The organism is Chryseobacterium phocaeense (assembly GCF_900169075.1).
Lineage (GTDB): Bacteria > Bacteroidota > Bacteroidia > Flavobacteriales > Weeksellaceae > Chryseobacterium > Chryseobacterium phocaeense.
Map to the genome: position 1 here is coordinate 1,072,660 of NZ_LT827014.1, position 14,416 is coordinate 1,087,075.

The following is a 14,416-nucleotide window of genomic DNA, read 5'->3' on the forward strand; positions in this document are numbered from 1 at the left end:
TTCACACCTTATTGTTAAACGGAAAAAAGAGCGTGGTGGTAATGCCTTTGTCCGTATTATTCTCAACCGATATTTTCCAGTTATGCTGCTGGACTACTTTCTTTACATAAAATAATCCCAGCCCGAAACCATTGATCTCCTCACTTTTTCTGGTACTCACCCGGTAAAACTTGTCAAAGATATGAGGAATATTTTTTGCGGGAATGCCCATTCCGTTGTCTTTAAACTTTAAAGATAGCCCTTTTGAATCTTTATAGGACGATATGGTAATAACAGGTTTTGTTTCACAATACTTGATGGAGTTGTCCAGGATGTTGTAAATGATATTGGTGAAATGAAATTCATCTGCCATTATTGAAGTGCTGCTGTCAATATCAATATGGATACTAAGATGCTCATTCTTTTGCTGAATCGTATCTGCAATTTCCTGGATAAAAGGAAGAAGCATGATTTTCTGAGGCTTTAAAGAGAGTCCGGAAGAATCATTTTTGGCAATATTCAGTATTTTTTCAATATGGCTGTTCAGTTTGTAGCTTTGATTGATGATAATGGAAGTATAGGTCTGCAGCCTGGAATTTTCCTGTACCAGATCCTGCTTGTTAAGGGCTTCTGAAGCTAAGAGTATAGAAGATAAAGGAGTTTTGAACTCATGAGTCATATTATTGATAAAATCGCGCTGCAGCTCAGTAAACTTTTTCTGCTGGATAATCGTATATATCGAATACACATATACCAGGAGAATAATGATCAAAGCGCCGGTAAGGATGTACCAGAATCTTAAGGAGCTGATGAGGTAAGTGGTTTTATCAGGAAAACGGATCGAAAAATAATAGATCAGGTTTTTATGTTTCGGGAAATTGATCACTTTGTGGTTGGGAGCTTCCTGATGCGTCGAAATATATTTTCCGTACACCATTTTATCACTGTGGCAATTGTACAGGGCGTAGGCATAGTTGGTATTGATCTGGAAACGGGTGAATTCTGTTTTCAGATAATGTTCCAGCACAACCGGATGAAATTCATTGTTGATATTGACAACATAATAATCATTCGAAATAGCCTGTACCGGGCTTTCCGTGTAAGCCGCTTTTCCTCCGGATAATTTTTCCGCCACCTCCAGTAAAGCGATATTTACTTTCTGATTAAATTTTTTATCCTCAAGATTATAAGCCTGACGGGTCCAGAGAAGCTGGGCTATTAAAATTCCGATAATAGCAATGAATCCCAGTGTGATAATAATATTGAGCTTTTTGATTTTCATTTCCTGAAACAATATTATCCAAAAATATCTATTAATCTTTTATCATTAACAACTCGTTAACAAATGTTTGGTAGCGGTTAACAACTTGTACTGGTTATCCGGTTTACATTTGTCATATTCAATCAGATCATCATATTTAACTCTATAAAATTTATACTCATGAAAAATTTAAAAATCACAGCCCTTTTGGCAGTACTGGCGTTCTCACCGTTTTATGCCAATGTATTTCCGGTGGACAGCAATCCGGTAGTAACAAAATTAGCAGATGCCATTAAATGGAAATCAGAATCTATTGATGTAGGAAATATTCCTCAGGGAAAACCGAAATTGATCAGATTTGAATTTACCAATACCAGTTCAAAACCTATCATTATAGAAAATGTAGCTCCATCATGCGGATGCACAACAGCGGATTATACAAAAACTCCGATCCTGCCAGGAAAAAAAGGATTTGTTGAAGCCAGCTATAACGCAGCTGCATCTGGAGCATTCATGAAAACCGTAAATGTAACAACCAGCGATAGCAAGACTCCAAAAACCCTTTCGTTTAAAGGAGTGGTGGTTTCATAATTTAATCTTGTAATTATAAGAAAGTCGTTTCACAAACTGTGAAGCGGCTTTTTTTATTTTCTCCCGCAGATCCTTATATTTTATAATCTGCATAATCTGTAAAATCTGCGCGAGATTATTCAGCTGCTATCAGTTCGCTCCATCCAGCAACTTACATAGAGAAATGGAGAATAGCTATTTATAACATTATTATTTATCCCATTATTTTAAATGGCATGAATTCAATATTTAGTATTTTTAAGAAAAAATAAAATTATATGAATTTATATACACAACCGATGTTACGCGAAGGTGCATTAAAAGATAAAGTAGCTATTGTCACGGGAGGCGGAAGCGGTCTTGGAAAAGCAATGACGAAGTATTTCCTGGAACTGGGGGCAAAAGTAGTGATCACTTCCCGTAATCTGGAAAAACTGCAGGCTACTGCTAAAGAGCTGGAAGATGAAACTGGCGGTAAAGTGCTTTCCGTAGCTTGTGATGTAAGAAACTGGGATGAGGTGGAAGCTATGAAAGAAGCTGCAATAAAAGAATTCGGGAGAATTGATATCTTATTGAACAATGCTGCCGGAAACTTTATTTCGCCAACGGAAAGGCTTACCCATTCGGCTTTTGATTCTATTCTGGATATTGTTTTAAAAGGAACAAAGAACTGTACACTTTCCGTAGGAAAACACTGGATCGATTCTAAAACGCCGGGCACGGTTCTTAATATTGTGACTACTTATGCATGGACAGGTTCTGCGTATGTGGTTCCGTCAGCATGTGCAAAAGCGGGAGTTCTGGCCATGACCAGATCGCTTGCCGTGGAATGGGCAAAATACGGAATCCGTTTTAATGCCATTGCACCGGGACCTTTCCCTACCAAAGGAGCCTGGGACCGACTTCTTCCCGGAGATCTTCAGGAAAAATTTGATATGAGGAAAAAAGTTCCGTTGAGAAGGGTAGGAGAGCATCAGGAGCTTGCCAACCTGGCTGCTTATCTGGTTTCGGATTATTCAGCTTATATGAACGGGGAAGTAGTGACTATAGATGGAGGAGAATGGCTGCAGGGTGCCGGAGAATTCAATATGCTTGAAGATATTCCAAAGGAAATGTGGGATGCGCTTGAAGCGATGATTAAATCTAAAAAATCAAATTAAATGACAAGACAGGATGATGGAAGAAGGAAGCTGGAAGTACTATTGTATTTGTTTCCGGACTTCAAACTTCCCGACATCACACTCAGATCAATTAAATTTCAATAAAAGCCTCCCGGATTTGTAACGATTCCGGGATTTTTTATAACTTATCCTGAAATTATTTAAACTTTTTTCAAATGAATTATAAACTTAAAGGTCTGGTTGTAGCAGCAGCCCTATTCCTATTTTCGGGGTCTGCTCTGGCTCAGGAAACTCCGAAATACAGTTACGTGGAGGCCTTCAAACCTTTCTTTTATCCGCAGACAGGTACAGAAACCCGGTCTGCAAGCGGACAACCGGGACATGCCTATTGGCAGAATTCAGCAGATTATAATCTGAATGTAAGCCTGAATGAAGCTAAAAATGAAATCTCAGGGACTGCTGAAATTACCTATACCAACAACAGTCCGGATCAGATGGGCTTTTTATGGCTGCAGCTGGATCAGAATCTGTTTGCAAAAGAATCCCGTGGAAATGCAGTAGTTCCGCCATCAGGAAGCAGAAATGGGGCTCATGGTGAAGATCTGGACGGGGGTTACAGAATTAAATCTGTCATGCTGGATGGTAAATCTGTAAAATATACCGTTACTGATACCAGAATGCAGATTGATCTTCCTAAAGAACTGAAAGCGAAAGGAGGTGTTGCCAAAATCAAAATCGAGTATACCTTTATTTCTCCCGAATATGGATCGGACAGGATGGGGGTGCAAAAAACAAAAAACGGGAAGATATTTACCATGGCGCAATGGTACCCAAGAATGTGCGTATATGATGATGTGATGGGCTGGAATACGCTTCCGTACGTGGGTGCATCAGAATTCTATCTGGAATATGGAAATATTACGGCCAATATTACCGTACCTGCCAACCATTATGTGGTAGCATCAGGAGAGCTGCAGAACTACAAGGATGTATACAGCAAAGAAGAAAATAACCGTTGGGAACAGGCCAGAAACAGTGACAAAACAGTAATGATCCGTCCTGAATCTGAGATTGGCAAAAATCAGGCTTCAGGTACCAAAACATGGACCTTTAAAATAGAGAAAACAAGAGATTTTGCGTGGGCATCGTCACCGGCATTTATCCTGGATGCTGCAAAAATTAATCTTCCGAGTGGTAAAAAATCTTTGGCCATATCAGCTTATCCGGCTGAAAGCGGGGGTGAAAAAGCCTGGGGAAGATCTACAGAATATACAAAGGCAGCGATTGAGCATTACTCCCAGAAATGGTATGAGTATACCTATCCTGCCGCAACCAATGTAGCAGGAAACGAAGGTGGAATGGAATATCCTGGAATTGTTTTCTGTCATATGGATTCTGCGGGTGAAGATCTTTGGGGAGTTACGGATCATGAATTCGGGCACAACTGGTTCCCGATGATTGTAGGTTCCAACGAAAGGCTGTTTGCGTGGATGGATGAAGGGTTCAATACTTTTATCAATGAATTGTCCACCAAAGCATTCAACAATGGAGAATACTACACTAAGAAAAGCATTGCCAGAAGCGGGAGCTTTATGATGGGCGATAATATTGAACCTATTATGGTAGGACCGGATAATATGAAGGAAAGAAGCATTGGCGTACTGGCTTATTTTAAACCGGGAATAGGAATGCAGATTCTGAGAGAAACCATCCTTGGTCCTGAAAAATTTGACAAAGCTTTTAAAACTTATATTGACCGTTGGGCCTTCAAACATCCTACACCGTGGGATTTCTTCCATACCATGGAGAATGTTTCCGGTGAAGAGCTGAACTGGTTCTGGAGAGGCTGGTTCATCAATAAATGGAAGATCGATCAGGCTGTTAAAGACGTGAAGTATACCGGTGGTGATTTTAAAAACGGTGCCCAGATCACGGTTGAGAATATCGGCCAGCTTCCGATGCCTACTACAGTTCAGGTGAAATTCAAAGACGGAACCACACAGATTCTGAAAATTCCTGTTGAGGTTTGGAAACGGAATACGGAATGGCTGCTTAAAGTGAATTCAACCAAAGAAATCTCAGAAGTGATGCTGGATCCGGATGGAATGGTTCCTGATGTGAATATGAACAATAATATCTGGCCTTCCGCTGATAAAAAGCCAGTCGATAAGATTAATACCAAAGATTTTACAGGAACCTACGGTATAAAAAGTGACCCGATCAAGCTGGTTTTTACAGACAAGAGCGGACAGCTTTATCTGAAAGCAGGAAATCAGCAGGAATTTCCCCTGAAATACACCGGAGGTAATGAATTTACTTTCGAAGAAGCTGCTATAGTGCTTCTGTTCAGTAAAGACAAAAAAACAGTTACTTTCAAACAGGGAGCAAGAGAATATCTGTTTACGAAAGAATAGTATAACCTAAGTGGTATGACAACCGGAACTTCAGGATTGGAGTTCCGGTTTTTTGTTGAGAAGGGGAAGAGGGAAGAGGGGAGCTTGAGGTTCTATTGACCTTCAGTTCAATATTGCCGAAAACATTAAACATTAAGCATTAAACCTTAAACCTTAAATATTAAACTATAAAAATTAAACCTCATCACCAATTCTGTCCGCCATAAACTCCCATCCTCCATCTTCTGGCTTCCCTCATAATTAATACGAATGTTACCACTCCTCTCATCAGGATATCCTATTTTTGTTATTCTAATTAAAATAAGATTATGAATTTTAGGTTTTCAATGGTATTACTGCTGTTTTGTACATTGGTATTTTCCCAGGATGTAAAAGTAATGAGTTTTAATATCAGGCTGAATGTGGCTTCAGACAAAGAAAATGCCTGGCCGGAAAGAAAACAGGATGCTTTGGATTTATTAAGTTATTATCATCCCGATTATTTTGGCGTTCAGGAAGCTCTTCCCGAACAGATGAAAGATATCAAAGCCGGACTTAAAAATTATGACTATGTGGGAGTGGGAAGAGACGATGGAAAAGAAAAAGGAGAGTTCTCAGCCATTTTCTATGATACGAACAGGCTTCAGGTCATAAAATCCGGAACATTCTGGCTCTCGGAAACACCGGAAGTTCCTTCAAGAGGATGGGATGCTGCACTTAACAGGATCTGTACCTATGCCTTTTTTAAAGATAAGAAATCTAAAAAGGAATTTCTTGCGATGAACCTTCATTTCGATCATATCGGAAAAGTGGCAAGAGTGAAATCTTCCGAGCTTATTCTGAAAAAAATCAAAGAAATGAATCCTAAAAATCTTCCGCTAACTTTAACCGGTGATTTTAATTTGACAGAAGATTCCGAACCGATAAAAATCCTTTCACAGAATCTGAATGACAGCTTTTATCATTCCGAAACCAAACCTTACGGTCCGAAAGGAACATTCACAGGTTTCAATGTGAATGAAATTCCTAAAGACAGAATCGATTATATTTTCGTAAAAGGGTTCAAAATAAAATCCCAGAGACATATCAATGACAGAAGAGAGAATCTGCTCTATCCATCGGATCATTTTCCGGTACTGGCAGAACTTGCTTTTTAGTTTCTGGTTACTCCGCAGGAAAATCAACTTCAAATCCGATTCCTCTCAGGGATTGGATTTTTATTTTGGGATCATTCATGAAATATTTTCTCAGCCTGCTGATAAAGACATCCAGGCTTCTTCCCGTAAAATAATCATTTGTTTCCCAGATATTGTCCAGGATATCGTCTCTTTTGATCATAGAATGGTTGTATTTCAAAAGAAAAAGAAGAAGCTGCTGTTCACGGATCGTAAGGCGTACATTTCCTTCAGGATGCGAAAGCAGGAGTTTTTCCGTATCCAGTTCATATTCTCCGATCCTTATCTGTGAGGCAGTTGCAGGCTGAGTTCTCTTAAGAATATTTCTGATCCTCAGAACCAGCTCCTCCGGATCGCAGGGCTTGGCGATATAATCATCAGCCCCGAGTTTCAGACCCATAAGACGGTCGATCTTCTGATTTTTGGCGGTCAGGAAAAGCAGTGGGAAATTATTCTTCTCTTTTAAAATCATTTTGGCTAAAGAAAACCCATCAATAGCAGGCATCATAATATCCAGAATGCCGAGATGAAAAGGGAAATCGGCATTCAGAAGCTCCACAACCTGTTCCGGATTCTGAAACCACGCCACCTCAAAATCCTCCAGCTCAAGATACTGTTTCAGGATCATCCCGAAATCCGGGTCGTCTTCCGCCAAAAGAATTTTAGTTTTCATAAGGAAGGGATATTTTAAAGGTAGTTCCCAATTCGGGACGGCTGGAGACGTCTGTTGTGCCATGGTATTTCGTGACAATCTTTTTAACAAAATACAGCCCGAGTCCCAATCCTTTGGTATTATGGATATTATTAGACTGAATCCTATAAAATTTTTCAAAAATGTGATTAAGCTCCTTTTTCTCAATCCCGCAGCCATTATCACTGACCTCTATTTTAAGAGAATGCAGAATACTGCTGATATGGATGCTCACCTTAGAAGAACCATATTTTACGCTGTTCTCACAGAGGTTTTTAACCATCGTCTCCATAAGGCTTTTATCAAAAGGCAGTGCTTCCGTAGTCTGGTTGTTCAGCTCAAATTTTACTTCCGGATACGTGAAGGCAAGATCCTGGATAAAAAAGTTCCAGTCTTCTGGCTGTATAGCGGTAGGTTCCTGGTCGTTTTCATCTTTGTGTAGCTGGGACATCAGGTTTTCAAGCCGGCTGATCTGGCGGTCTATTAGAGGTAGGGTTTCCGGATTCAGGTCTTTTTTTAAAGCTTTGGATGCAATTTTTAAAGTGGCAATCGGGGTTTTGAATTCGTGGGAAATATTATCAACCACGGTGTGGAGAACTTCTATCTGTTTTTGCTGCCGGGCCAGGTTTTTTACTGTGAAAATATAAATCAGCAGTACGCTGGCAAGGAGTGCGGCGCAGCATAAGGTCAGTAGGGCAAGTTCTTTAAAAATAATCATCTTTATATTTAAAATCTGGAACCCTGTATTGCTTTTGACAATAAAAGAATCGTCCCTGCTTTGTCCGCCCTCTGTGGTGGTGGATTTCGAGGTGGTTTCCCATTTTCCTGTATTCGAAATTTTAGAATCAGTAACTTTATTTTTGGTTTCATACAATACGATGGGCTGGTCGATAAGGTGCGTGCTGTCGGGAGCATAAACGATGGAAATATACTCTGTTTTGGTTGCAATTTTATACCCTTCTTTTTTAAAACGGGAATCTACGTATTGGCTTAGGTGCTTTTCATTATCCTTCCTGTTGTTTTCAAAAAAAGCCAGGAATTCTTTTTTACTGATTTTTTTATCATGATATTTGATCAGGATCTTCTGAATGGTATCATCCGTTCTGCTTTTTATACCGCCAAGGTCTTCCAGCCTGTCCGTGTAATCCGTAAGCCCTTTATGAACGGTTCTGTAGATCTCACGTTCCTTTACCTGATAGGTTTTATACATAAAATACACCTGTATTCCCAGCAGAAGCAGGAACAGGGCAGCGAAAAGAGCAATCAGGTATTTACTTTTGGACATCATCTGAAACAAAGATAAAACTTTAGCCTATCCCGTGGAGCCATTAACCCATCATTAACCTTTCATTAACCGAAATTATCTCCGTAAATACAGAATTTTGGACCGTAAAGCAGAAACAGTCTTGCTTACCCAACTGATTATGTATAAAATTTTTCTTTTCCTGGTATTTCCTATATTCCTTTCAGCTCAGACCACTGTGATCAAAGGTTTAGTGACAGACACCGAAAATGGGAAGATAGCCGACGCAGACGTAGAATTCTATAATGTGAAAAATGAATTGATTAAAATCCTCAAAACAGATGCTGAAGGCCATTTCAGCTGGGACGGGATTTCTATGGATTCCGTGAAAATATCAGTTAAAAAAACAGATTACGCTCCTTTTGAAAAAACAATCGGGAGCCGGGAGGATGAAGGCGTTTTAAAAATCATTCTTCAGAAGAAGCCCCAGGAAATAGAAGCCGTAGTGATGACGAAGCAAAAGCCTGTGGTCACCAGGAAAGTTGACCGCCTTGAATTTAATGTGGAAAACAGCAATATTTCTTCGCTCAATGCTTGGGAGATCCTCAAGAAAACACCTAATGTAACGGTTAACAATGACGTCATTGCGGTGAAAGGCGGGACAGGAATTCTGGTCACTATTAATGATAAGAAAGTGATGCTTACAGGTGAAGAACTTAAAAACTTCCTGGAAAGCACCCAGGGAGATGAAATAAAATCCGTGGAAGTCATTACAAATCCCCCGGCAAAATATGAAGCGTCAGGAAGCGCCGTATTGAATATTGTCATGAAGAAAAATAAGATTGAAGGATATCGCGGAAATCTTTTTTCAAAATATATTCAGACCCAATATGCAAAAGGACTTTTAGGAACTTCCCAATATTACAAAAAAGATAAACTTTCCCTTATGGCCAGCTATTACAGGGGATTCGGAACCTATTACCGTGAAGGAACGGATTACGTGAACTATCAGGAAAGTCAGACCCGATGGGTGAGTACCATGAACAGGAAGGATAAAAACAATGCTCAGAATACCGTGAACTTTAATGTGGAATATGAAGCGGACAGTCTCACCACACTCAGCCTTAATTATTCCGGATATTTTGGTCCGAAATCATTTGGAACCTATGTGGTTCCTACATTGATCTACAATGCTCAGGACAGGATAGAATCTGATTATACCACCATCAATGACCACTGGTCAAGGAAAATTAATAATTCATTAAGCTTTCAGCTGGACAGGAAACTGAATAAAAAGGGCAGCCTGTCATGGATCAGTTATTTTACCGGAAACAATGCAGATAAATATCAGAATGTGCTTACCCATCTGAATTTTGAAGGTGAGGAACCGAGGGATGATAACTTCTTTACCCGAAATAAGGCAGATGTTAAGCTCTATTCCACCCAGGCAGATTATCAGTGGAAAGGAGAAAAACTGGAATTTGAATCCGGAGCAAAATATAGCTTCGTAAAAACAACAAGCGGCCAGGATTTTTCAGATAATGAAAACGGGACCCTGCAGCTTCGGCCCGAGAAAAGTAATTTGTTTGATTATAAGGAACATAATTTTGCTATCTATTCTTCATTAGCGTATAATCTTGGAAAATGGAATTTCAAGGGAGGTTTCCGTGCTGAAATGACAGATCTGGAAGGAATCGTATCTGAACCTTATGAACAGAACAAAAATAAGTACTGGAGTCTTTTCCCAACGTTCTACGCCCAATATACTACGGAAAATAAACAGGAATTTGGATTTTCTTATGGAAAAAGGATCAGCCGCCCGTCCTATTCATGGCTGAATCCTGCAAAGTCTTACTATAATTTATTCTCCTATTATCAGGGAGACCCAAAGCTGAAAGCCACCATTATCCATAATCTTAATCTGACCTATTCCTGGAAAGGCTGGAACCTGGATCTGTATTACAGGAAAGAGATCTATCCTTCCATGGAAATTTCGTACCAGGAACCCAGTACCAATCAGCTGATCTACTATTTTACCAATATTGAAAAAGGACAGGCTTTTGGTGCCAGTTTATATAAGAGTTTTCAGATCAAACCATGGTGGACACTGATTCTTTCCGAAAACCTGGAGCATAATGAAAATTATTTTAAAGGAATTGATAACCAGATCTATAAAAATAAAGTCTGGAACTGGGTATCTGACATTTCTACCTCATTCACATTAGATAAAAACAGCGACTGGAAGATTGAGGCCGGGCATAAGTACTATTCACCGGGAATACAGGGAACTTTTACCATATCCGGTGCCTGGGCTGCCTATTTTGTGATGAACAGGAAATTTTTAAATAAAAAGCTCGAAGCTTCATTTATTTTTAATGATATTTTCAGGTCGATGGGCCAGAAAGTGAGTACAAAATATGCCAATCAGGACAATTATTTCCTGGATTATCAGGATACTCAGGGGTTTACGCTTTCATTGAAATTTAACTTTGGAAACCAATCGGTGAAGAATGCCAAAACCATAAAGAAAACGGATGAGCAAGATAGACTGTAATCGATGAGTGGGAGAGTTTGAGAGTATTAGGGTTTTGAGTGTGGGAAAGTTTTAGAGTGTTAGGGTTATTGTGTGGAGCGTTTTGGGATTATCAATTCGGGAAATATGGAATGAAAGGACAAATATCTGGTGGCTGAGGGCCTCGAAGTCACCAGTAATTAACACTGTAATATCTGAAATCTGATGTCTTATATCTGATATCTAAAAAAATAAAAAACTAATAGCCATAAAACATTATTATAAAAAGAAATCATTATTACTGTCACATTTTTCCTAATTTTGATACTTATTTTTAAAAATTAGAGATATGAAGCGATTTCTTTATGCCGTAATAGTGGCTGTTTCCATGCAGCAGTTCTCTGCCCAGGAATTATATATGCCGAGAAATATTAAAAAAGCCTACGAAAAAGGTACCCGTGATATTTCCGGAGCGCCGGGTAAAAACTATTGGCAGAATAAAGGAATTTATAATGTAGAAGTAAAAGTGGATGCAGTCAGTAAAATGGTTTCCGGAAAAGAGACCATCGTGTACAGCAACAACAGTCCAAACGAATTGCAGGAGCTGGCCATCCGGTTTGTGAATAACCTTCACAAGCCACAGTCACCAAGATCAGGCTTTGTCTCGAAAGATTTCCTGTCTTCGGGACTGCACATCAAATCATTGATCGTAAACGGAACGAAATATAACGTAAACAGTGACGACTGGGGAACTGTTGAGAAAGTAAAACTGAACAAACCTCTTAAGGCAGGGGCAAAAGCGGATGTAAAAATAGAGTGGGAGTATCCTCTTTCCGTGCAGAGTGGCAGAGAAGGACAGATAGATCCTGAAACGTTTTACGTAGCTTATTCTTTCCCGAGAATTTCTGTCTATGATGATTACAATGGCTGGGATATGCTTCCGCATTCAGACAGGCAGGAATTTTACAATGATTTTAACGACTACAGCTTTGCCATTACTGCTCCTAAAAACTTTGTGGTATGGGCCACCGGAGATTTTCTGAATCCGGAAGCTGTACTTCAGCCGGAGTACCTGAAAAGATATAGAGCATCCCTGAAAAGTGACAAAATAATACACATCGCATCCGAACAGGAAATGAAATCCGGGAAAGTGACCAAGCCCAACAAATGGAATGTCTGGAAGTTCAAAGCGAGCCATATCACCGATTTCTGTTTTGCCTTAAGCAACCATTATGTTTGGGACGCATCCAGTGTTCAGCTGAAAACAAAAAGGGCAAGCGTGCAGTCAGCTTACAAAGCAGGCGCAAAGGATTTTGAACAATATACTGGATGGATGCGTTATAACCTGGATTGGTTTTCGAAAAAATGGCCGGGTGTAGAATATCCTTACAATGTAATGACTGCCGTGCAGGGTTATGCAGATATGGAATATCCAATGATGATCAATGATACGAGTATCCCGGATGACCTTCGTGATGCAAGGCTTACGGCAGATCATGAGATCGCTCATACCTATTTTCCTTTTTATATGGGCATCAATGAAACCCGCTATGCTTTTATGGACGAAGGCTGGGCAACAACTCTTGAATATCTGATCGGTATTGATGAAAATGGGGAGCTGCCTGCCAAAGAATTTTATAAAAACTTCCGGGTTAAAAAATGGATCAATGATCCTTCTACTGAACAGGATCAGCCTATTATTACAATGAGCACGCAGGTAAGCGGTGCGGGATATGGCAATAATTCCTATGTAAAAGCTTCTCTATCTTATCTGGCATTAAAGGATTATCTGGGAGATGAACTGTTTAAAAAAGCACTTTTGCATTATATGGACAACTGGAACGGAAAGCATCCGGTGCCTTGGGATTATTTTAATTCAATGAATACCGGCTCAGGGAAAAACCTCAACTGGTTCTTTCAAAACTGGTTCTACACCAATAATTATATTGATCTTAAGATCACAGGAGCTTCACAGCTGAATGATATGTTGACGGTCAATATAGATAATACCGGTGGATTTGCCATCCCTTTTGATGCAGTTTTAAATTATGAAGACGGATCAGTGGAAAAGCTTCATTTTTCTCCCTCATTATGGGAAAAAGATCAAAAGCATGCAGACCTCGCGGTTCCTATTAAAAAGAAAGTGAAATCCGTTACTTTGGATGGAGACATTTTTATGGATTACACCCCGGAAAACAATACAAAATCATTATAAAACAAGAGCCTGAATCAGAAAATTCAGGCTCTTTTATTTGAAAAATTAATGGGTGTGTACGTATTATCTTAAACCAGCTCTCGGACCGGCAGCAGCCACTACAGCCTGCATTCTTGTTTTTTGGTTGGTAGAGAACATAAACATCGCTTTGTCATCCACATAATCCATATAGTTCATAAACATTTGAGAACGGCTTACTCCTCCGCAAACTCTGTTTAAAGGATAAGACGGAGTTCCGTAGTTAGGGCCGGGAGAAGTAGGAGTGTCATTAGAGTAATCCGTCTGACATCCTGCATCGGAAGATCCCCAAAGGTGAGGAAGGTTTAAATAATGACCTACTTCATGAGTAGCAGTTCTTCCTAAGTTAAATGGAGCGGAAGACCCAGTCTTTCCTACATACTGATAGCCTAATACAAGCCCGTCATACCACTGTCCTGCATGTTCAGGGTAATAAGCATAACCTAGCACCCCTGGCTGGCCGTTCTCATTAAGAATAGAGTTAACAACCCACACATTCATATTTTTTGTTGGGTCTGTGGCATCAATACCTCCGGTACTTGATTTCTTCATTTCATTGAGATTAGATCTCCATGATGTTTTGGTATTTTTTTTACGGTTGGTTGCCACCAGTTTAAAACGGATTTTTACATCACCGGCTTTAGCAGACTGGAAGGCTGTGGGAGTATTTGCGGCATCAGGATTGGTTCCTCCGTAATCAGCATTCAGCACTGCAATTTGTTCTGCAATTCTAGCGTCGGAAACATTTTGCGAGGTGGTATTGTAGATCACGTTAAAAACAACAGGGATTTCAACGGTTCCATCTGCAAGTACTTTGCCCATGGATAGGTCTCGGGAGAACTTTTCAAGTTGTAATTCATTTGCTTCAAATCTTGCTCTGGCTTCCGGATTGTTTTTAAGAGCCTGTTCTCTTATTTCATCTGAGGGACACGTTCTTTTTGAAGCAGCTATGTCTTGGGTGGTATTGGGATCCTGTAACTGATCCTCCTGATTTGACATATTGTCATTGTTACATGCTGCCATGAAGCTCAGAACAAGAGCTCCGAAAAATAGTTTTTTCATATTATACTGTAATTGGTTTGGTTCCCAAATGTATAGTATAAAAATATAATACGCAAGAAATTTTACAAAATATTTAAATATCGTTACCTAATAAGCGTTAGTGTTGAATAATAATTATGTATTTTGATTTTTGATTGAATTTTAATCATTTTTATAATGAGTGTTTAATTATTTAC

Annotated in this window: 10 protein-coding genes; 6 read left to right on the plus strand and 4 right to left on the minus strand. The window is 39.5% G+C overall.

All coding sequences use genetic code 11. The features are described 5' to 3' along the window. Position 1: 1 nt before the first annotated feature. Entirely contained in the window at positions 2 to 1,261 is a 1,260-nt protein-coding gene (locus B7E04_RS06390; protein ID WP_080777864.1) for a sensor histidine kinase, read from the minus strand. Between the two features lie 159 nt (positions 1,262 to 1,420). Here B7E04_RS06390 and B7E04_RS06395 point away from each other — a divergent pair, with 159 nt between their 5' ends. The 4 genes from B7E04_RS06395 to B7E04_RS06410 all read left to right on the plus strand — a co-directional run bounded on the left by B7E04_RS06395 (position 1,421) and on the right by B7E04_RS06410 (position 6,481). Continuing rightward, positions 1,421 to 1,831, plus strand: a complete 411-nt coding sequence (locus tag B7E04_RS06395) for a DUF1573 domain-containing protein (RefSeq protein ID WP_080777865.1) — start codon at positions 1,421 to 1,423, stop codon at positions 1,829 to 1,831. A 257-nt stretch (positions 1,832 to 2,088) separates the two neighbouring features. Continuing rightward, positions 2,089 to 2,970 (plus strand): SDR family oxidoreductase, encoded by an 882-nt coding sequence (locus B7E04_RS06400; protein WP_062650725.1) that lies wholly within the window; start codon positions 2,089 to 2,091, stop codon positions 2,968 to 2,970. A 176-nt stretch (positions 2,971 to 3,146) separates the two neighbouring features. Beyond that, a complete protein-coding gene (locus tag B7E04_RS06405; RefSeq protein WP_080777866.1) occupies positions 3,147 to 5,345 on the plus strand; it encodes a M1 family metallopeptidase in 2,199 nt (732 codons plus the stop codon). 308 nt (positions 5,346 to 5,653) lie between these two features. Next, positions 5,654 to 6,481 (plus strand): endonuclease/exonuclease/phosphatase family protein, encoded by an 828-nt coding sequence (locus B7E04_RS06410; RefSeq protein WP_080777867.1) that lies wholly within the window; start codon positions 5,654 to 5,656, stop codon positions 6,479 to 6,481. A 7-nt stretch (positions 6,482 to 6,488) separates the two neighbouring features. Here B7E04_RS06410 and B7E04_RS06415 read toward each other — a convergent pair whose 3' ends face one another. Next, positions 6,489 to 7,172, minus strand: a complete 684-nt coding sequence (locus B7E04_RS06415) for a response regulator transcription factor (protein WP_080777868.1) — start codon at positions 7,170 to 7,172, stop codon at positions 6,489 to 6,491. Beyond that, positions 7,162 to 8,478 carry a sensor histidine kinase gene (locus tag B7E04_RS06420; protein ID WP_080777869.1) on the minus strand — a complete coding sequence of 439 codons (1,317 nt, stop codon included), beginning with the start codon at positions 8,476 to 8,478 and terminating at the stop codon, positions 7,162 to 7,164. The genes B7E04_RS06415 and B7E04_RS06420 overlap by 11 nt, the downstream gene beginning before the upstream one ends. Before the next feature lie 94 nt (positions 8,479 to 8,572). Here B7E04_RS06420 and B7E04_RS06425 point away from each other — a divergent pair, with 94 nt between their 5' ends. Together B7E04_RS06425 and B7E04_RS06430 are read left to right on the plus strand one after the other, a co-directional pair. Beyond that, positions 8,573 to 10,987, plus strand: coding sequence for an outer membrane beta-barrel family protein (locus B7E04_RS06425; protein ID WP_228439834.1), 2,415 nt, complete (start codon positions 8,573 to 8,575; stop codon positions 10,985 to 10,987). A gap of 307 nt (positions 10,988 to 11,294) precedes the next feature. Then, positions 11,295 to 13,160 (plus strand): M1 family metallopeptidase, encoded by a 1,866-nt coding sequence (locus B7E04_RS06430; protein ID WP_080777870.1) that lies wholly within the window; start codon positions 11,295 to 11,297, stop codon positions 13,158 to 13,160. Between the two features lie 63 nt (positions 13,161 to 13,223). Here B7E04_RS06430 and B7E04_RS06435 read toward each other — a convergent pair whose 3' ends face one another. Then, complete coding sequence (locus tag B7E04_RS06435; RefSeq protein WP_080777871.1) at positions 13,224 to 14,240, minus strand: zinc metalloprotease; 1,017 nt, start codon at positions 14,238 to 14,240, stop codon at positions 13,224 to 13,226. Positions 14,241 to 14,416: the final 176 nt, after the last annotated feature.

Bases quoted from the DNA above. Each gene is read 5' to 3' on its own strand.
- B7E04_RS06390 (WP_080777864.1), bottom strand. From the start codon at position 1,261: ATGAAAATCAAAAAGCTCAATATTATTATCACACTGGGATTCATTGCT.
- B7E04_RS06395 (WP_080777865.1), top strand. From the start codon at position 1,421: ATGAAAAATTTAAAAATCACAGCCCTTTTGGCAGTACTGGCGTTCTCA.
- B7E04_RS06400 (WP_062650725.1), top strand. From the start codon at position 2,089: ATGAATTTATATACACAACCGATGTTACGCGAAGGTGCATTAAAAGAT.
- B7E04_RS06405 (WP_080777866.1), top strand. From the start codon at position 3,147: ATGAATTATAAACTTAAAGGTCTGGTTGTAGCAGCAGCCCTATTCCTA.
- B7E04_RS06410 (WP_080777867.1), top strand. From the start codon at position 5,654: ATGAATTTTAGGTTTTCAATGGTATTACTGCTGTTTTGTACATTGGTA.
- B7E04_RS06415 (WP_080777868.1), bottom strand. From the start codon at position 7,172: ATGAAAACTAAAATTCTTTTGGCGGAAGACGACCCGGATTTCGGGATG.
- B7E04_RS06420 (WP_080777869.1), bottom strand. From the start codon at position 8,478: ATGATGTCCAAAAGTAAATACCTGATTGCTCTTTTCGCTGCCCTGTTC.
- B7E04_RS06430 (WP_080777870.1), top strand. From the start codon at position 11,295: ATGAAGCGATTTCTTTATGCCGTAATAGTGGCTGTTTCCATGCAGCAG.
- B7E04_RS06435 (WP_080777871.1), bottom strand. From the start codon at position 14,240: ATGAAAAAACTATTTTTCGGAGCTCTTGTTCTGAGCTTCATGGCAGCA.